The 18,511-nt window shown below is 72.1% G+C and carries 18 protein-coding genes; 10 read left to right on the forward strand and 8 right to left on the reverse strand.

Translation table 11 applies throughout. From position 1 onward, the window contains the following. Positions 1–105: 105 nt before the first annotated feature. Positions 106–1,056 (reverse strand): tRNA (adenosine(37)-N6)-dimethylallyltransferase MiaA, encoded by a 951-nt coding sequence (miaA, locus tag AB0I82_RS32100; protein WP_363260952.1) that lies wholly within the window; start codon positions 1,054–1,056, stop codon positions 106–108. 171 nt (positions 1,057–1,227) lie between these two features. On the opposite strand from miaA, the gene AB0I82_RS32105 reads away from it, so the two are divergent. Next, positions 1,228–1,515: an antitoxin gene (locus AB0I82_RS32105; RefSeq protein WP_363260954.1), complete on the forward strand. Its 288-nt coding sequence runs from the start codon at positions 1,228–1,230 to the stop codon at positions 1,513–1,515. A 97-nt stretch (positions 1,516–1,612) separates the two neighbouring features. On the opposite strand, the gene AB0I82_RS32110 is transcribed toward AB0I82_RS32105, so the two are convergent. The 4 genes from AB0I82_RS32110 to AB0I82_RS32125 form a co-directional block, all read right to left on the reverse strand. Continuing rightward, complete coding sequence (locus AB0I82_RS32110) at positions 1,613–2,332, reverse strand: class III extradiol dioxygenase subunit B-like domain-containing protein (RefSeq protein WP_363260955.1); 720 nt, start codon at positions 2,330–2,332, stop codon at positions 1,613–1,615. A 94-nt stretch (positions 2,333–2,426) separates the two neighbouring features. Continuing rightward, on the reverse strand, positions 2,427–3,914 hold the full coding sequence (gene miaB / locus AB0I82_RS32115) for a tRNA (N6-isopentenyl adenosine(37)-C2)-methylthiotransferase MiaB (protein WP_223735444.1): 1,488 nt from the start codon (positions 3,912–3,914) through the stop codon (positions 2,427–2,429). A gap of 93 nt (positions 3,915–4,007) precedes the next feature. After that, positions 4,008–6,848 carry an FUSC family protein gene (locus AB0I82_RS32120; RefSeq protein WP_363260956.1) on the reverse strand — a complete coding sequence of 947 codons (2,841 nt, stop codon included), beginning with the start codon at positions 6,846–6,848 and terminating at the stop codon, positions 4,008–4,010. Beyond that, positions 6,845–7,303: a MarR family transcriptional regulator gene (locus tag AB0I82_RS32125; RefSeq protein WP_351589861.1), complete on the reverse strand. Its 459-nt coding sequence runs from the start codon at positions 7,301–7,303 to the stop codon at positions 6,845–6,847. The genes AB0I82_RS32120 and AB0I82_RS32125 overlap by 4 nt, the downstream gene beginning before the upstream one ends. A gap of 116 nt (positions 7,304–7,419) precedes the next feature. Here AB0I82_RS32125 and AB0I82_RS32130 point away from each other — a divergent pair, with 116 nt between their 5' ends. Next, positions 7,420–8,415 (forward strand): TAXI family TRAP transporter solute-binding subunit, encoded by a 996-nt coding sequence (locus tag AB0I82_RS32130; RefSeq protein WP_363260957.1) that lies wholly within the window; start codon positions 7,420–7,422, stop codon positions 8,413–8,415. A gap of 29 nt (positions 8,416–8,444) precedes the next feature. Here the strand turns inward: AB0I82_RS32130 and AB0I82_RS32135 are convergent, their stop codons facing one another. Both AB0I82_RS32135 and AB0I82_RS32140 read right to left on the reverse strand, forming a co-directional pair. Then, entirely contained in the window at positions 8,445–9,875 is a 1,431-nt protein-coding gene (locus AB0I82_RS32135; protein WP_363260958.1) for a HAMP domain-containing sensor histidine kinase, read from the reverse strand. A gap of 15 nt (positions 9,876–9,890) precedes the next feature. Continuing rightward, positions 9,891–10,610: a response regulator transcription factor gene (locus AB0I82_RS32140; RefSeq protein ID WP_363260959.1), complete on the reverse strand. Its 720-nt coding sequence runs from the start codon at positions 10,608–10,610 to the stop codon at positions 9,891–9,893. Between the two features lie 309 nt (positions 10,611–10,919). Between AB0I82_RS32140 and AB0I82_RS32145 the strand changes: the two genes are divergently transcribed. The 8 genes from AB0I82_RS32145 (at position 10,920) to AB0I82_RS32180 (ending at position 17,791) form a co-directional block, all read left to right on the forward strand. Next, on the forward strand, positions 10,920–11,705 hold the full coding sequence (locus AB0I82_RS32145) for an amino acid ABC transporter ATP-binding protein (protein ID WP_363260960.1): 786 nt from the start codon (positions 10,920–10,922) through the stop codon (positions 11,703–11,705). Between the two features lie 55 nt (positions 11,706–11,760). Next, a complete protein-coding gene (locus AB0I82_RS32150) occupies positions 11,761–12,669 on the forward strand; it encodes a glutamate ABC transporter substrate-binding protein (RefSeq protein WP_363260961.1) in 909 nt (302 codons plus the stop codon). A gap of 125 nt (positions 12,670–12,794) precedes the next feature. Further along, positions 12,795–13,442, forward strand: coding sequence for an amino acid ABC transporter permease (locus AB0I82_RS32155; protein WP_363260962.1), 648 nt, complete (start codon positions 12,795–12,797; stop codon positions 13,440–13,442). After that, positions 13,439–14,377 (forward strand): amino acid ABC transporter permease, encoded by a 939-nt coding sequence (locus AB0I82_RS32160; protein WP_363260963.1) that lies wholly within the window; start codon positions 13,439–13,441, stop codon positions 14,375–14,377. Before AB0I82_RS32155 ends, AB0I82_RS32160 begins: the two co-directional genes overlap by 4 nt. Positions 14,378–14,590: 213 nt before the next feature. Continuing rightward, complete coding sequence (locus AB0I82_RS32165) at positions 14,591–16,471, forward strand: FAD-dependent monooxygenase (protein WP_363260964.1); 1,881 nt, start codon at positions 14,591–14,593, stop codon at positions 16,469–16,471. A 71-nt stretch (positions 16,472–16,542) separates the two neighbouring features. Then, complete coding sequence (locus AB0I82_RS32170; RefSeq protein WP_351599523.1) at positions 16,543–16,629, forward strand: putative leader peptide; 87 nt, start codon at positions 16,543–16,545, stop codon at positions 16,627–16,629. A 308-nt stretch (positions 16,630–16,937) separates the two neighbouring features. Then, entirely contained in the window at positions 16,938–17,411 is a 474-nt protein-coding gene (locus AB0I82_RS32175; RefSeq protein WP_363261002.1) for a cysteine dioxygenase, read from the forward strand. Then, complete coding sequence (locus AB0I82_RS32180) at positions 17,408–17,791, forward strand: rhodanese-like domain-containing protein (protein WP_363260965.1); 384 nt, start codon at positions 17,408–17,410, stop codon at positions 17,789–17,791. The genes AB0I82_RS32175 and AB0I82_RS32180 overlap by 4 nt, the downstream gene beginning before the upstream one ends. Before the next feature lie 130 nt (positions 17,792–17,921). Here the strand turns inward: AB0I82_RS32180 and recX are convergent, their stop codons facing one another. After that, the gene (gene recX, locus AB0I82_RS32185; protein WP_363261003.1) at positions 17,922–18,503 is read right to left on the reverse strand and encodes a recombination regulator RecX; all 582 of its coding nucleotides are present in this window, start codon (positions 18,501–18,503) and stop codon (positions 17,922–17,924) included. Positions 18,504–18,511 lie beyond the last annotated feature (8 nt).

Genomic DNA, 18,511 nt, shown 5'->3' on the forward strand with positions numbered 1-18,511 from the left:
CCAATGCCCTCCCAGTTCCAGACGCCACGGCTCGGTCGATGGTCGATAATGACACGCCCTCAGGGGGCCCGATGACGGCCGGAGCGTCCCGATGCCAGGACGTGATCAGGCTGTGACCGGTCGTTCGAGCAACGCCAGCGCGCGCTCCGGAAGTTCCCCCCGGACCTCGGCGGCACCGCTGAGCCAGTGGACCCGCGGGTCCCGCCGGAACCACGAGTCCTGGCGGCGCGCGAAGCGTTTGGTGGCGCGTACGGTCTCGGCCCGCGCCTCGTCCTCGGTGCACTCCCCCGCGAGGTACGACAGCACCTGCTGGTACCCGAGCGCGCGGGACGCCGTACGCCCCTCGCGCAGGCCCTGCTCCTCCAGAGCGCGCACCTCCGCTACGAGCCCCGCCTCCCACATGCGGTCCACTCGTACGGTGATCCGCTCGTCCAGTTCGGGGCGGGCCACGTCGACGCCGATCTGCACAGTGTCGGCGTAGACCTCGCGCTGGTCACCGGGGCCGGGCAGGTTCGCCGTGAAAGGGCGGCCAGTGATCTCGATGACCTCAAGGGCGCGGACGACGCGGCGCCCGTTGCTCGGCAGGATCGCGCGCGCCGCCTCGGGGTCGGCGGCCGCCAGCCGGGCGTGCAGTACGCCGCTGCCCTCCTGCTCCAGCTCGGCCTCCAGCCGGGCGCGCACCTCGGGGTCGGTCCCGGGGAACTCCAGGTTGTCCAGCGCGCCGCGCACGTAGAGGCCGGAGCCGCCCACCAGGACGGCGGTGCGCCCCTGGGCGAGCAGCCGGTCGATCTCGGCGCGGGCCAGCCGCTGGTACTCCGCGACGCTCGCCGCCTGGGTGACGTCCCAGATGTCCAGGAGGTGGTGCGGTACGCCGCTCCGCTCCTCCTGGGTGAGCTTGGCGGTACCGATGTCCATGCCCCGGTACAGCTGCATGGAGTCGGCGTTGACGACCTCGCCGCCGAAGCGCTGGGCGAGGGCGACGCCCAGGTCGGACTTGCCGGCCGCGGTGGGGCCGACGACGGCGATGACCCGCGGTGCGGGAACTGCGTTGTTCACCGCGCCAGTCTGTCAAACCGCGCGGGCGGTTTCGAACGAGGCGCCGTGCGGCCCGTTCCCCGAAGGGCCCGTTGTAGCGCGAGCGCAGGCGGGGTTTAGCCCAGAAGAGTAGGGTAAAGCCCAGGTATGGGCGTTTTGAACCATGCGTCCTCCGACCAAGGAAGGTGGCTCATGGGCCTGCTGGACAATCTCAAGGCCAAGGCCGGCCTCCTCAAGGGCAAGGCCGGCGACTTCGCGCACCAGCACGGGGACAAGATCGATCAGGGTCTGGACAAGGCCGGGAGGGCAGCGGACACCAGGACGAAGGGCAAGTACAGCGGCCACATCGGCACCGGCACGACCAAGGCGAAGGAAGCCCTGCGCCGGATGTCGGAGCACCAGGGCAAGCACCCCCACGGCACGGGCGGCGGGACCGCCGAGGGCCCGGGCCCGGAGAAGCGGCCGGGCGACCCGATGTGAGGCGGGCGGGGCCCACAGACCGGTGGCCGGGGATCCGAGTGGTCCCCGGCCATCGTCGTCCGCCGGTGTCGCGCGTGTGAGGCCCGTGACGGGCCGGTCAGGACCAGGCGGCCACGATGTACCCGACCCCGTACGGCGCCTCCTCGTGGAGGAGCTCGCCGCCCAGCCCGGCCCCTTCCGCGGCCCCGGCCAGGACCTGCCAGCAGGCGCGGCCGGAGACCTTGAGCGACTGCGCGGGCTCCTCGTCCAGCGCCCCCAGTGCGGCGGCGTCCGCGCCGCCCAGCATGCGGGCCAGCTCCGCGTCGAACGCCTCGGCGCGCTCGTCGAAGTAGCCGGGCGCCTTGACCGTACGGCAGGCGCTGCCGTCGCCCATCACCAGCAGGGCCACGCGCTCGGCCGATGCCGCGAGCTGGCGTCCGGCGCCGAGGCACTTCTCCGGTTCGAGCGGTTCGCCCACCCCGAGTGCGGTCACGGGAACGCCGCGCCAGTCCGCGCGCTCCAGGAGCCACGCTCCGATGGCCAAGGAGGGCGGCAGTTGCCTGCCCTCCGCTGCGCCGTCGCCGTCCGGTGCGCCGAGCCGTACGGAGAGGTCCACACCGAATCCGGCGAAGGACCCCGGGGTGCCCTCCTTGAACGCCCCTTGGCCTTCGGGCTCGGCGGGGCCGACGACGACCAGCCGGTCGGCCCGCGCGGCCGCGAGCACGCCGACCGCGTCCGAACAGGCGGCCCGCAGGCCGTCCAGTTCGGCCGCGGCGCCACCGGCGACCTCGGGGACGAGCAGCGGCGGACAGGGACACAGAGCAGCAGCTACGAGCATGGTCCGCAGCGTATCCCCGCCGTCCTGGGGCGTCGGGCCGCGGCCCCGTGCCCGGCACGCGGGGCCGGTGCGGGAACGGGGCCGGGACGGGAGCTCAGGAGGTCGGGCAGCAGCCGCCCGCCGGCTCCGCCGGAGCGGGCGCCGGGGCGCCGACCGTCGGCAGGCCGAGCATGACCCCGGCGGGCTGCGCCGGAGCGGCGTTGCGGCGCTCCCAGGCGTCGCCCGAGCGGGTCCGGCGGACCGCGACGGCCTCGCCCTCGGCAAGCAGGTGGTGCGGGGCCGCGTACGTGATCTCGACCGTCACCATGTCGCCAGGACGCACCTCGGTGGCCGGCTTGGTGAAGTGCACGAGGCGGTTGTCGGGCGCGCGCCCCGAGAGGCGGTGCGTGGCACCGTCCTTACGGCCCTCGCCCTCGGCGACCATGACCTCGACGGTGCGGCCGACCTGCTTCTTGTTCTCCTCCCAGGAGATCTCCTCCTGGAGGGCGACCAGCCGCTCGTAGCGGGCCTGGACGACCTCCTTGGGGATCTGCCCCTCCATGGTCGCGGCCGGAGTGCCGGGGCGCTTGGAGTACTGGAAGGTGAACGCCTGCGCGAAGCGGGACTCGCGCACGGTGTGCAGCGTCTGCTCGAAGTCCTCCTCGGTCTCGCCGGGGAAGCCCACGATGATGTCGGTGGAGATGGCCGCGTCCGGCATGGCCGCGCGGACCTTCTCGATGATCCCGAGGAAGCGCTCCTGACGGTACGAGCGGCGCATGGCCTTCAGGACGGTGTCCGAGCCGGACTGCAGCGGCATGTGGAGCTGCGGCATGACGTTCGGCGTCTCGGCCATGGCGGCGATCACGTCGTCCGTGAAGTCGCGGGGGTGCGGGGAGGTGAAGCGGACCCGCTCCAGGCCCTCGATCTTCCCGCAGGCGCGCAGCAGCTTGGAGAACGCCTCGCGGTCGCCGATGTCGGAGCCGTAGGCGTTGACGTTCTGGCCGAGCAGGGTGATCTCGGAGACGCCCTCGGAGACCAGGGTCTCGATCTCGGCGAGGATGTCGCCGGGCCGGCGGTCCTTCTCCTTGCCGCGCAGCGCGGGGACGATGCAGAAGGTGCAGGTGTTGTTGCAGCCGACGGAGATGGAGACCCAGGCCGCGTACGCGCTCTCGCGGCGGGTCGGCAGCGTGGAGGGGAACGCCTCCAGCGACTCCGCGATCTCGACCTGCGCCTCTTCCTGGACGCGGGCGCGCTCCAGGAGGACCGGCAGCTTGCCGATGTTGTGCGTACCGAAGACGACGTCCACCCAGGGCGCCTTCTTGACGATGGTGTCGCGGTCCTTCTGTGCCAGACAGCCGCCGACGGCGATCTGCATACCGGGCCGCGAGGCCTTCTTCGGGGCGAGCTGGCCGAGGTTGCCGTAGAGCTTGTTGTCGGCGTTCTCGCGCACCGCGCAGGTGTTGAAGACGACGACGTCCGCACCGTCGGCGCCCTCGGGCGCGGGCACGTACCCGGCGTCCTCCAGCAGGCCGGCCAGCCGCTCGGAGTCATGGACGTTCATCTGGCACCCGTGGGTGCGCACCTCGTATGTCTTCGCACTCATCTCAATCGACCAGGGTACGTGTTCCCGAAGGCCGTCCGCCCCCGCCGGGGGCATCCCGGAGGGGGCGGACGGGCAGGGGGCGGGCTCAGCGGGTCAGGGGCGCTGGGCGGGCTTCAGCTCGATGTCGTGGTGGATGTCGCCCCGGGAGGGGTCCACCGCCAGGAAGCGCGCCGTCGGGGCGTGCGCCGAGCCGGAGGCGATCACGGTGTAGCCGCCGGGCTCCAGGCCCGTGATGCGGTACCGGCCGCCGGTCGCCCGGACGCCCGCGCGGCGCTTGCCGCGGTCGCTGACGACCGTGATCCACGCCTCGCAGCCGCCGGGGTGGTCCGGGCAGTGCAGCGAGCCGCTGACGGCGCACGTGCCGGCCGAGGAGGCCGTACGGGCGGCGGAGGACGCCGTGCGGCCGCGGGGCGCGGCAGCGGGCGTCTGAGCGGCCGTGGCGGCCTGCTGTGGCGCTGCTGCCGCCGTGGCGCCAGAGGCCACCGGGACCTGCTTCGCGCCCGGCTCGCCGTCGTGCCGGGTGTGTGCCAGCCAGGCGGCCAGGGCTGCCTGGGTACGGCGGTCCAGCGTGGCGGCGCCGTGCTGCGCGGCCGTGCCGGCCTTCCGCGCCGAGGGGGACTCGGTGGCCGCCGCCGGCTCGGGGGACGCGGTCGTGACGGTCAGGCCGCGGTCCTCTGCGTAACCGGCCAGCGCCTCGTCCAGCGCGGCCAGCTCCCGCAGCGCCAGGTGGAGGCGGTCGGCGCGGGGCCCGGCCGGTGCGCGCAGCACCTCCTCCAGTTCCCGGATGAGCGGGCTGACGCGTACCCAGGTGCCGCCGGGCTCCCCCGTGGCGAAGCGCCGGTCGAGGGCGTGCAGGGACTCCACGAAGGTGGTGGTGATCCGCTCGACGCGCCGGGCCGGCTCCGGGGCGAGGTCGATGTCGATGTCGGCCGCGGCGGCGAGGGAGCGGGCGTGCCCGGTGGCGGCGGTGAGCAGCGCGAGGCGGTTCTCGGCGCCGCGGCCGCGGACGCCGGCCGGCATCCGGACCAGCGGCCGGGCCACGCCGCGTACCTGGTACAGCGCCGCGTCCACCCCACGGGCGGCGCCGCGCAGCCGTACCGGGGCCGCGGGGTCCTGCCAGCGCTCGGCGACCTGGGAGAGCAGGTGTTCCAGCGCCGAGACGTAGCCGCGCTCGGCCTCCTGGGTGATCTTGCGGGTGGAGACGGGGAAGATCAGCGCGGCGCAGGCGGTGGCGATGACGATGCCGAGCCCGTTGTCGAGCAGCCGCTCGCCGAGCAGCTTCTCCATGCCGGTGTACGGGGTGGACAAGCCGTAGAGCTGGACCAGGGCGGTGACCAGCCCGGCGACCCAGTAGGCGTACTGGCGCTGCATCCCCCAGGCGCCAACGGTCAGTCCGGCCACGATGACGGCGAGCGTCCAGTAGATGTGCCCCGGACCGATCAGGCGGAGCAGTACGACACCGACGACGGCGCCGACGATGGTGCCCGCCATACGGTGGCCGAGCTTGCGCAGCCTCTCGTGGGTGGTGTTGGTGCCGAACAGCGTGATCATCACGCCGACCAGGCCCCAGTAGAAGCGCTGCGGATCGATGGCATCGGTGATGGGGCACACGATGGCCGCGGCGAGCCCGGCGTGCACGGGGGCGCGCAGGTACGGGACCGCCCGCCGCCAGCCCTTCTCGCTCTGCGCGGCGATGACCCGGCGGGCGACCGCGCCGGTGCCGGCCGGGCGGTTCTGCTCCAGCGCGACGGTGGGCTGGAAGGGCACCTTGGCGCGCGCTGTCGGCGCGTTCCAGCCGAGGTCGAGCCAGTGGGCGAGGGAGTCGGCGAGCGAGTCCAGGAGGTGGCCGACCCGGCGGGCCAGCGCGGCGGCCTCGGCCTCTTCGGAGCCCGCGTCGGCGGTCTCCAGTACGGCGGTGGCCTGCTGCTGGATGAGCTGTGCTGCCGGGCGCAGCGCGTCGGCCCGGCCGAGCGGGGTGTCCCGGGTGATGACGAGGCCGACGACCATGGCCTCCCGGAGGTGCGCCGGCGCCTGGAGGCGGGTGAGCTGCTGGACGCACTGGCCGATGCCCTTCAGGGCCAGCTCGGCGTCGAAGAGGTGGCGGTGGAGGAGCTCGGCGGTGTCGGGATCGGCGGCGACCTCGGGCTGGGCGAGGCGGCCGTCGATGGTGACGGTGGTGACGTTCAGCCGGCGCAGGCTGCGCCGCATCCGCTTGACGGCGACCTCGTGGTCGGCGTCGGGGTCCAGCGCGTCGGTGGCGGCGTCGGCGACCCGCCGGGCCTCGACGACGAAGGCGCGCTGCGTACGAAGGAGGTCCTCGCGCGGCATCGGGTAGCACAGCGCGAGGCGGGTCAGGAGGACGGCGACGCTGGAGACCAGGGCGACGACGAACATCTCGCCACAGAGGTTCAGTGGGACGTTCGCCATCATGCCGACCATGAAGGCGTTGAAGAGCAGCATGCCGCCCAGCAGCGCGAGGGTGCCGAACCGGGCGAGGAAGAACGTCACGGCGAGCGCGGCCACCATGATGGTGAGTTCGAGCACGCGGTACTGGTGCAGCCAGGCGGCGAGCGGCAGCGCCGCGGAGAACGGGAACGGCATCCACACGATGGCCTTGGTCAGCCGCTGCCAGGTGTTCTCGGCGACGGCGAACGCGCTCATCAGGCCCATCATGCCGCCGGCCATCATGCCCAGCATGGCGGGCAGGCCGAGCGCCACGGACATCCCGTAACCGGTCGCGAGCCCGGTGACCATGGCGACCAGCGTCCGCCACCCGGCCTGCAGCTGGCCGAGTCCGGGGTCGGCGGCGAGCACCCAGTCCCACCAGCGTCTCGGCCCGCCGACGCGCCGTGGTGCCACGGCGCTGTCGCGGGCCGGATCGCGGCCGGTACGGCCGTCGGTGATGTCCGGGGTTTCGGTGGCTGGCGTGGTCAACTGACCTCCGGTTCGATGGCGTGCAGCACGGTCGTTACGGCATCCCGGGCGGCGCCCACGGCGCGCTCCGGTTCGTCGACGTTCGAGCGCAGCCCTTCGAGGAGCGCCGCGGCCATCCGCTGTCGCGCGCGCTCCAGCAGCTCCCGGCCGGCGGGCGTGAGCGAGGTCTCGATGCAGCGCCGGTCGTGGGCGCTGCGCTCGCGCTGGACGAGTCCGCGCTCCTCCAGCTCCTGCAGGACCACGGTGACCCGGGGCTGCGCGATGCCGGTGCGCGCGGCGAGTCCGGTGACCCGCAGGGGGCCGCCCTCCAGGGCGTCCAGGAGCGAGACGTGCGTACGCGGCAGGCCGAATTCACCGAGCCGGAAGAGTGCCTGGGAGAGCCTGCCGATGCCCCGGAGGAGCCCGCGAGCGGCGTTCTCGATGCGCTGTTCGTCGGACGTCGACGATGAATGCATATAGCAATTATATAACAGGGGTATGCATCCGGCGTCACGTGGTGCTGCGCGCCGCATCAAGGGCTGTCGCTGTGGGCCCCTCCCTTTCGGGGGCCGCGGCTGGCAGGATTCCGGCCATGGTCCACAGCCTTCCCCTGCCCTGCGGCCGCCGGGCGCTGCAGCTGGCGGTCGCCGCGGCGGCCGTCGCCGGGCTGCTGCTGTGGTGCCTGCCGCCGGGCGGGCCGCAGGCCCCCGGCGGGCGGGTGACGCTGGCCACGGGGGTGCCGACCGGGGTGTACGCGCGCTACGGGGAGCTGCTGAAGCAGGACCTCGCGCACGACCTCCCGGACCTCGACGTCACCCTGTCCCGCAGCGAGGGCTCCGTCGACAACATCCGCAAACTCGTCTCCGGGCGCGCCGAGTTCACCATCGCGGCGGCCGACGCGGTCGCCACGTACCAGGTGGCCGGCGGGCCGGGCGCCACCGGGCTGCGCGCGTGTGCACGCCTCTACGACGACTACATGCAGCTGGTCGTTCCGAAGGGGTCCAAGGTCCGCTCGACGCGTGACCTGAAGGGGCTGCGGGTCGGGGTCGGCGCCGACGGCTCCGGAGTACAGCTGATCACCCGCCGGCTGATGCGCGCGGCGAAACTGGACTTCGACCGGGACATCCACGCGGAGCGGGTCGGCATCGACACGATGCCGCGGCTGCTGGAGAGCGGGAAGCTCGATGCGTTCTTCTGGTCCGGCGGGCTGCCCACCACGGCCGTGAAGCGGCTGGCCGACCGCTTCCCCGTACGGCTGGTACAACTCGGCGACCTGGTGAAACCGCTGCACGCGCAGGGCCGGGGCAGCCGCTATTACCGTGCGGCGGTGATGCCGGCGGACGCGTATCCGGAGGCGCAGGACGACCGGGCCGTGAAGACCATCGCGGTGGCGAACCTGCTCGTGACCACCGACCGCGAGGACCCGGACCTGACCCGGGCCATGACGCGGACGGTGATAGACAGCCGCGACCGCATCGGCCGCGAGGTGCACGACGCGCAGAAGGTCGACCTGCGCACCGCCGTCTTCACCGACCCGCTGCCGCTGCACGAGGGAGCCCGGCGGTACTACGTCTCCGCCAAGCCGTAGCGGACCCGTGAAGGCCCCTCACAGGGCCGTCAGGGCGCCGCCGGCAGGTCTTGGTGCGGGCGGTCGCGCGGGACCGTGACGGTGACGCACAGGCCGCGTGGCGCGTTCGGGGCGTAGGAGATCTCCGCGCCGCCCGCGGCGAGCATGGCGCGGGTGATGGACAGGCCCAGGCCGGATCCGGAGACGTTCTGGTGGCGGCCGCTGCGCCAGAAGCGGTCACCGATCCGTTCCAGTTCCTCCTCCGTGAGACCGGGGCCGTGGTCGGCGACGGTGATCCGGACGCGCTCGCCCTCGGGGGCCGCGGCGACCGTGACCTCCTCGCCGGCCGGGGTGAATTTGAGGGCGTTGTCGACGACCGCGTCCAGGGCGCTGGACAGTGCCACCGGGTCCGCCCAGCCCGTGACCGCGCCGTGCCCGTCGTACCGCAGCGTCACACCCTTGTCGTCGGCCAGCGGGCGCCAGGCGTCGGCCCGCTCCGCAGCGAGCGCGGCGACGTCGGTGAGCTGCAGGTCGGCGGGGGTGTGCTCGGCCAGCGCCAGGTCCAGCAGGCCGTCCAGGACCCGGGCCAGGCGCTTTCCCTCCGTACGGACGGAGGCGATCTCCTCGTTGTCCTCGGGGAGTTCGAGCGCGAGCAGTTCGATGCGGAGGAGCAGGGCGGAGAGCGGATTGCGGAGCTGGTGGGAGGCATCGGCGACGAAGGCGCGCTGCTGCTCCAGTACATCCTCGACGTTGTCCGCCATCTCGTTGAACGACCGGGCCAGCCGGCGGAGTTCGGGCGGCCCGGAACCGGCGACCACCCGGGACTTCATCCGCCCGGTGGCGATGTCGTGGGTGGCCGCGTCCAGTGTCCGTACGGGCAGCAGCACCCACCCCGTGAGCCGGAACGCGGCGCCGACCGCGACCAGCATGGCCAGCGCCTCCCCCGCCACCAGCCACAGCCAGCCGTGCAGGATCCGCGAACGCAGCTGCTTCGTGGGCGAGTCGGTGAAGACCACCGCGACGACGTCGCCGTCCCGGATGACCGGCGAGGCGACCGGCAGCCGGCGGTCGTCCCAGGGCCATGCCTGATGCGGGTCGTGGCTGCGCCGCCCGGCGAGCGCCTCGTCGAATGCCTGCCGCCCCTCCCCCGAACTCGGTATCCGCCAGTGCGCGGGCGCGGCGGCCATGGGGGTGCGATCACGGTAGAAGACACCGGCGCGGATGCGGTAGAGGTCGTGGTACCGCTGAAGCTCCGTACGGAGCGTGCTCAGCCGTTCGTCCTCGGCGGGAGCCCGGCCGTCGGCGCCGGGCCGGGCGGTGACGAACTGCGCCAGGGAGGCGAAGCGCGCCGCGTCGTCGATCCGGTCCACCACCACCCGCTGCTGCTCGCGCGCCGCCTGGCTGCCGGCCAGCGGGAAGCCGAGCGCGAGCAGCACACCGGCCAGCAGCACGATGAGGAGCGGGAGGAGGCGGGTGCGCACGGTGCCGTACGGCCGTCAGGAAGCCGGGGGCGCGGGGGCGGGCGCCACGAGCCGGTAACCGACGCCGCGCACCGTCTCGATCAGCGCGGGCATCCGCAGCTTGGAACGGAGCGAGGCGATGTGCACCTCCAGAGTGCGCCCGGTGCCCTCCCAGCTCGTCCGCCACACCTCGCTGATGATCTGCTCCCTGCGGAAGACCACCCCGGGGCGCTGCGCAAGAAGGGCGAGCAGGTCGAACTCCTTACGGGTCAGCGGAACCGCGCCCCCGTTGACCAGGACCTGGCGGGTGGCCAGTTCGATCGTGACGGCACCGAGGCGCAGCAGGTGCTCGCCGCCCCCGTCCTCGGCCGCCTGCTCCCCGGGGCCGTGCACGGTGCGCCGGCTCACCGCATGGATACGGGCCAGCAGCTCCCCGGTGTCGTACGGCTTGACCACGTAGTCGTCCGCGCCGAGGTTCAAACCGTGGATGCGCGAGCGGACGTCGGAGCGCGCGGTCACCATGATCACCGGGGTGCTCGTGAGCTTCCGTATCCGGCCGCAGACCTCGAATCCGTCCTGGTCGGGCAGGCCCAGGTCGAGCAGTACCACCGCGAAGGACTCCGCCGCGTCCGGTACGAGCGCGTGCAGCGCCTCCTCGCCACTACGGGCGTGCACCACCTCGAAGCCGTGCTTGGCGAGCACAGCGGAGAGCGCCGCGGCGACATGGTTGTCGTCCTCCACCAGCAGCAGCCGCATCGGCCCTCCCCCTCTCACCGCTCGCGTCGCAGGCCATCAGGGCATCTACCGCGATCGGCGGCGGGCCCGTCAAGAGGGAGCCGGTCCGGTACGGACATCTGTTACCCAGCCGGTACCGGCCCGCACGAAGAGGGCCATTGCCCTCCGCAAACCGGTCGCCGGGCGCCGTCCACGCACCGTGCGCCCCGTTCACCCAGAGTGTCGCTTTGCAGCCGGATCGTTATGCTCAATTTCCGCTCAGATGTACTGACGCTGATCGCAGTGCGTCACTACTGTCCTCTCAACCGAGGAGGACGGAGCTACCCGCCGATGAGCGAAGTATCGGTGACCAAGGACCCCGGGGGCCCCGCCCCGGCGGTGGACGATCTGGTCGTGCTGACAGGGGTCAACAAGCATTTCGGCGCGCTGCACGTGCTCCAGGACATCGATCTGACGATCAAGCGCGGCGAGGTCGTCGTCGTGATCGGTCCGTCCGGGTCCGGCAAGTCGACGCTGTGCCGCACGATCAACCGCCTGGAGACCGTCGATTCCGGAAGCATCGCCATCGACGGCAAGCCGCTGCCCCAGGAGGGCCGGGAGCTGGCGCGGCTGCGGGCCGACGTCGGCATGGTCTTCCAGTCGTTCAACCTCTTCGCGCACAAGACGGTGCTGGAGAACGTGACGCTGGGCCAGCTGAAGGTCCGCAAGGCGGACAAGAAGGCGGCCGAACAGAAGGCCCGTGCGCTGCTGGACCGGGTCGGCGTGGGCACCCAGGCGGACAAGTACCCCGCGCAGCTCTCCGGCGGCCAGCAGCAGCGCGTGGCGATCGCCCGGGCGCTGGCGATGGACCCGAAGGTGATGCTCTTCGACGAGCCCACCTCGGCGCTGGACCCGGAGATGATCAACGAGGTGCTGGAGGTCATGCAGCAGCTCGCCCGGGACGGCATGACCATGGTCGTCGTCACGCACGAGATGGGTTTCGCGCGCTCGGCGGCGAACCGCGTCGTCTTCATGGCGGACGGCCGGATCGTCGAAGAGGCCGAGCCGACGCAGTTCTTCAACAACCCGCGCAGCGACCGTGCCAAGGACTTTCTCTCCAAGATCCTGCACCACTGAGCCCGCAGTGGCCCACGATGACTGCCCACCCCTGCTGAACCGAAGGAACTTCACCATGAGGATGCGTAAGACGGCCACTGCGGCCACTGTGGTGCTCGCGCTGGCCGCGACGGCGACGGCGTGCGGCGGCAAGTCCGGTACGGCCGGTGACAAGCCCAAGGGCGAGCAGGTCTTCAGCGGCGACTACAAGATCGCCAAGGACGTGAAGATCGACTCGCCGACGCTGAAGAAGGCGCAGCAGCGGGGCAAGATCATCATTGGCGCGAAGGCGGACCAGCCGTTCCTCGGCTTCCAGGACTCCGACGGCAAGCGCACGGGCTTCGACATCGAGATCGCCAAGATGGTCGCCGCCGACCTCGGCTTCTCCCCCAAGCAGATCGAGTTCAAGACGGTCGACTCCAACGTCCGCGAGACCTCGATCTCCAAGGGCCAGGTCGACTACTACGTCGGCACGTACACGATCAACGACGAGCGCAAGAAGCAGGTCGGCTTCGCCGGCCCATACATGACCGCCGGCGCCGACCTCCTCGTACGCAAGGACGAGAAGGCGATCACCGGACCGGACAAGGTCAAGGGCAAGAAGGTCTGCTCGATCGTCGGCTCCACTCCGCTGCAGGAGATCAAGAAGGCGAAGTACGGCGCCGAGACCACCGAGCTCGGCAAGTACTCCGACTGCGTCAAGTCGCTGCTGGACGGCCAGGTCGACGCGGTCACCACCGACGACGCGATTCTCAAGGGCTACGCCGCCGAGCGCCCGAGCAAGCTGAAGGTCGTCGGCAAGCCGTTCACCGAGGAGCCCTACGGCGTCGGCATGAACAAGAACGACAAGGCGCTGCGCGAGGCCATCTCGAAGGCCATCGAAGCGCACATCAAGAACGGCGACTACAAGAAGGCGTACGAAGGCACGCTGGGCAAGTCCGGCTCCTCGTACGAAGAGCCGAAGACGCCGCTGCCCCGTTACTGACGCGCCCCGCGCCCCCGCATCAACCGCCTCGCCGACCGCCCCGTACGCCCGCCGCGGTGGGTGTACGGGGCGCGGTCCCGCGCGCCCGTCCGCCGCCTCCTTCTGACCGCAACCGCGGAGACCCCATGAACGTACTCCTCGATCACCTACCAGAGTTCCGCGACGGCTTCCTGGGGACCCTCGCGCTCACCGCGGCCAGCGCGGCGCTCGCGCTCGTTCTGGGTGTCCTCATAGCCGGCTTCCGCGTCTCCCCCGTACCGCCGTTGCGGGCATTCGGCACCGCCTGGGTCACGCTGCTCCGGAATACGCCGCTGACGCTGCTCTTCCTGGTCGCGTTCTTCGTCGTACCGCTGATCCTCTTCCCCGGCATCAGCCCCTTCGTGCTCGCCACGCTCGCGCTCGGCTTCTACACCTCGTCCTTCGTGTGCGAGGCGGTGCGCTCGGGCATCAGCACCGTGCCGCTGGGCCAGGCCGAAGCGGCCCGCAGCATCGGCATGACCTTCATGCAGACCCTGCGCATGATCGTCCTGCCGCAGGCCACCCGCACCGTCATCCCGCCGCTGAGCAGCATCTTCATCGCGCTGACGAAGAACTCCGCGATCGCCGGCGCGTTCAGCAACACCGAGCTGTTCAACGTCTCGAAGCTGCTGAGCGACAAGGGCTTCGCGATCGGGTGGATCTTCCTGTGGATCGCCCTCGCCTACCTCGTGATCACCTTCACCATCAGCGGCGTCTTCCGGCTGCTGGAGCGCCGCCTGGAGGTGGCCCGATGACCGCCAGTGTTCTCTACGACGCTCCCGGGCCCAAGGCCAAGGTGCGCAATCGCCTCTACGCCGTCGCCGGCTCTCTCGCCATCCTCGGGCTGCTGGTCTTCGTCGTGCTCCGACTGGACGCCAAGGGGCAGCTCAACCCCGAACTGTGGGACATCCTCAACTACGCGAACGTACGCACCAACATCCTCAACGGTGTCCTGACCACCCTCCAGGTCTTCGCCGTGGCCGCGGTCCTGTCGCTGGTGCTCGGCGTCCTGCTCGCCATCGGCCGCCTCTCCGACCACAAGCCGATCCGCTGGCTGGCCACCGGCTTCATCGAGCTCTTCCGCGCCATCCCGCTCCTGATCACCATTTACGCCCTGTGGGTGCTCTTCCTCAGCTACCAGTCCGAGCTGGGGTTCACCGGTGAGGGCACCCAGTTCTGGGCCCTGGTCATCGGTCTGACCGTCTACAACGGCTCGGTGCAGGCCGAGGTCCTGCGCGCAGGCATCAACTCCGTACCGAAGGGCCAGCGCGAGGCCGCGTACGCGATCGGTATGCGCAAGACCCAGGTCATGACCACGATCCTGATGCCGCAGGCGATCCGGGCGATGCTGCCGACGATCATCAGCCAGCTCGTGGTGACGCTGAAGGACACCTCGCTCGGCTTCGTCATCACCTACGAAGAGCTGCTGTACACGCTGCGCCTGATGGCACAGAACACCACCATCAACGAGCAGGACACCTACCTGCCCCTGATCGTGGCCGGCGGCGTCATCTACGTCGCCATGTGTCTGCTGCTCTCCTCGCTCGCCAACTGGATCGAGCGCCGCGGCCGCCGCGCCAAGACCGGAATCGCGGTCGCGGAGGCGGGCCAGGCGCTGACGGCGGGTGACGCGATGGCCCCCATCGACGGGGCGACCACGCCGGGCCCGGTGGACAAGACGAAGGAATAGGCCGACGAAGAACGCCCGGTTCGTCACTTGCCTTTTGAGAGCAAGGACCTGACGGCCCGACATGTGAGGAGGCAGCGGCGCGGGCGCCGCTGCCTCTGTCACTTGACGCGGCACACCCGCACTAGGTTGCATACGCTGTGTGATCGCGCACCGGGCCCCAACTGCCAGTTCCTGTACGTCCCGTAAGTCCCTCCAGGTCCGGGGAGGGGCTTCGTGGACCCGGTGATCGTGGCGGGGGCCGGCCCGGTCGGCCTCTCCCTCTCCGTCGCCCTCGCCCGGCTCGGCGTCCCCTCCGTCGTCCTGGACGAGACCGACGGCCGCGAGGAGGTCAGGCTCGCCCGTACCGCCGTACTGCGGCCCGACACCGCCGCCTTCCTCACCCGGCTGGGCTGCGGCGAAACGCTGGGCGCCGAGGGCACCCGCTGGGCGGCCTGGCGCACGGTGCAGCGCCGGCGGCTGCTGGACCGGGTGGAATTCCCGGTTGGGGGGACCGGGATGATTCCGGCGCAGCGGGACGAATGGGCTGGTGGGGGCGACCGGGTCGACGAGGGCGGCTGGAACCACGGCGGTGGTGAGGATGGCGCGGAAAGCAGCCGCGCGGCGCCCGACGACGGCACGCACGCCTCCCTGTCGCCCATACACGTGCCCCAACACGCCCTCGCCCGCGCCCTCCGCACCGTCCTCGACCACGAACCACTCGTACAGGTCGTCACCGAGAGCCGCGTCGACGAGCTGACGCAGGACCGCGACGGCGTCGGCGTACACACCCGCGGCCCCAACGGCACATGGTGGCGCGGGAGTTACCTCATCGGCTGCGACGGCCCGCGGTCGACCGTACGCAAGCTGCTGGACATCCGCTTCCCCGGCCGTACCGCCGTCGAACGGCACGCCGTCGCCGCCCTGCGCACCGAACTCCCCTGGCCCGGCGAGGCCCTGCTGCACCGCGCGCCCCCGCGCCGCGGCGCCACCGGAACGGGCCGGTCCGGGATCATCGGCGGACCGGCCGGAGAGGTGACGGCCCGCCCTCTTCCGGACGGCGTCTGGCGGCTGGACTGGCTGCTGCCACCGGGCCGCGACCTGGTCACCCCGGACGCACTCGTGGCACGCATCCGGGACACGCTGGCGGGCTGGGCGGCCGGTACGGACACGGGGCGGGCCGGCTCGGGGAAGGGCGACGGTGCGGACGGCCAGGGGGCCGGCTCCCTGGTGCCGCCCTACGAACTGCTCGACACCGGGGTCCACACCGTCCACCACCGGCTCGCGCGGAGCTGGCGCTCCGGGCGGGCGTTCCTCGCCGGGGACGCCGCGCACCTGCTCGGCGCGCTGGGCACGCAGGGCCTGGACGAGGGGCTGCGGGACGTCGAGAACCTCGCCTGGAAGCTGGCGCTCGCCTGGCACCGCAGCGCCTCCGACACGCTGCTGGACAGTTATCAGACGGAGCGCAGGACCGCCGTCGCGGCCCGACTGCGCGCCGCGGACCAGGCATTGCCGTTGCTGCGCGACGGCGGCGCCCGGGGGCGGCTGCGGGGTGCGGTCACGGCGGCCGGGCGCGGGCGGACGTCGCTGCTGACGGACGGGCACCTGGGGCGCGGGCCGCTGGGCGCGCCCCCGGTGTACGACCGGTCGCCGCTTGCGCCCGCCACTCCGCCGGTCGGCGCGGTCCGGGTGGGTACCGAGCCGGGCGGGCCGGTCGCGGACGTCGCGGTGACGGCGCCCGACGGCTCGACCGTACGGCTGCGGGACCGGCTGGGGCACGGCCTGCTGGTCGTCCTGGTCGCGCCGGGCACGGGGGTGTGGGACCGTCGGCACTGGATGTCGGCGGGCTTGATGCCGCAGCTGGCCGACGCGGTGGCGGCGCTGCCGCTGACCGCGGAGATCCTGGTCGCGGAGTACTACCCGGGCGCCGCCGCCCACACCGTCCTGCTCATCCGCCCCGACGGCCACCTCATCACCGCACTGGCCGGCGTCCGCCCTGCCGAACTCCAGGAGTGTGCGCGGGCGTTGTGCGGGAGTGAGGGGGAGAGTTCGGGTGCGCCGCCGTCCGGGTCCGGGATCGGGGACAGGGCCGGGAGCGGGCCCGATCGCCGGCCATAGCCGGCCATGGTCGGCCATTGGGGCTGTCTTGCGATTGACCGTTTCCCGAACCCCGTGCTTCAGTACGGAGCGTGACAGACACCGACTCGCACTTCTGGCGGAGGGTCCATCTGGACCTGGTCCGCTACGCGGGCTGCGTGTGTCGCCCGTCCTGCTGACCGGCCCTTGATCCCTGAGCTCTCTGGATTTCTGGATCTCTGATTCCGGTCCCGGATCACAGTTTCCCTTCGCACGGCGTACCGGCGTACGTCCCTGCCTCACGGCGTACGTGCATACGTGCAGCCGGCGCAGACGCTCACGCCGGAGCAGGCGTATCCATTCGGCCGCCGCCGCGCGCTCCCTTGCGACCTCCAGGACGGTCCTCGTGCCCGACGTACGTAACTCACCTTTCCCGCAAGCTGCCACTGGCCTCCACCAACAGCGCACCTCGGGCCCCGGCGACGACCGGGGTCCCAGCGCCTCCGACCTGCTCGACTTCGTCCGCCGCACCGCCGCCGACGCCGACCTGATCGCCTCGCTCCCCCTCGACCCCGAGGGCCGTACCTGGATCCGGCTGGACGGGCCGGGCGGCAGCGAGGCCTGGCTCATCGGCTGGCCGCCCGGAACGGGCACCGGCTGGCATGATCACGGCGGTTCGCGGGGCGCCTTCGCCGCCGCGGCGGGCGAGCTGACCGAACAGTCCCTCGCCGTCCGGCTGCCCACCGAGGGCTGGAAGACGCTCGAACTCGCGGAGGACGTGGACCGCGAACGGCGGCTCAGCGACGGCCGCGGCCGGGCCTTCGGCCCCCACCATGTGCACGAGGTGTTCAACGCCTCACCGGCCGCCCATGCCGTGTCCGTACACGCCTACTACCCGCCGCTCCCCCTGATGCGACGCTACAGTCGCAGCGGCGCCGTACTGCGGCTCGAGGAGATCGAGCGTCCGGAGGAATGGGTATGAGCGCTATCGACGACCTCCTGGCGCAGGCGCGCGCGGAGCTGGACCGGGTGGAGCCCCACGAGGCCGCGGCCATCCAGCGGGACGGCGGGCTGCTGGTGGACATCCGTTACGCGGCGCTGCGCGAGCGGGACGGCACGATCCCGGGCGCGCTGATCGTGGAACGCAACGAGCTGGAGTGGCGGCTCGACCCGACGGGCGCCCACCGCGCGCCCGAGGCCACGAGCCACGACCTCCGTGTCGTCGTGATCTGCAACGAGGGGTACGCCTCCAGCCTCGCCGCCGTCTCCCTCCGCCGACTCGGCCTGCCCCACGCCACCGACCTCACCGGCGGCTTCCAGTCCTGGCGGGCGGCCGACCTGCCGGTGGATCCACCTGGGTGACCGGGGGCGTCACCGGACTGGGCTGGGGCCTGGGGCGCTGGGGCCGCCTCAAGTTGGGGCCCTTCCTCACCTCGTCTCCCCCGGGGGTCCCTCCCCCCCCACCCCACCCCTCCCCCGTACTCAGCGGCTCTCAGCCCTCCGACACATACTCATCGAGGAAATCCGCGGCCCCCGCGTCCGCGTCCTCGTCCTCCGCTGCTTCCGCTTCGAGGGCCGTGCGGACGACGCGGAGGGCGAGGCCCTCCGGGTAGCCCTTGCGGGCGAGCATGCCCGCGAGGCGGCGCAGGCGCTTGTCGCGGTCCAGCCCCCGCGTGGACCGGAGCTTTCGGTCGACCAGTTCTCGGGCGGTCTGCTCCTCCTGTTCCGGGTCGAGCTGTCCTACGGCCTCGTCGATCAGCGACGACTCCACGCCCTTCGTGCGCAGCTCCCGGGCGAGCGCGCGACGGGCCAGGCCCCGGCTGTGGTGCCGGGACTCCACCCACGCGTCGGCGAAGGCCGCGTCGTTGATCAGTCCGGCCTCCTCGAAGCGGGAGAGCACTTCCTCGGCCGCCTCGTCGGGGATGCCGCGCTTCTGCAGCGCGTCCGCCAGCTGCTTCTTCGTGCGTGGGTTTCCGGTGAGCAGGCGCAGACATATCGCCCGCGCCTGCTCCTCGGGTGTGCGCGGTGGCCCGTCCCCGGCCCTCGACGAGGCCGGGCCACCGCTGTCCGGGATGCCGCCAT

It is taken from the genome of Streptomyces sp. NPDC050315, from assembly GCF_040655775.1.
Classification (GTDB): Bacteria; Actinomycetota; Actinomycetes; order Streptomycetales; family Streptomycetaceae; genus Streptomyces.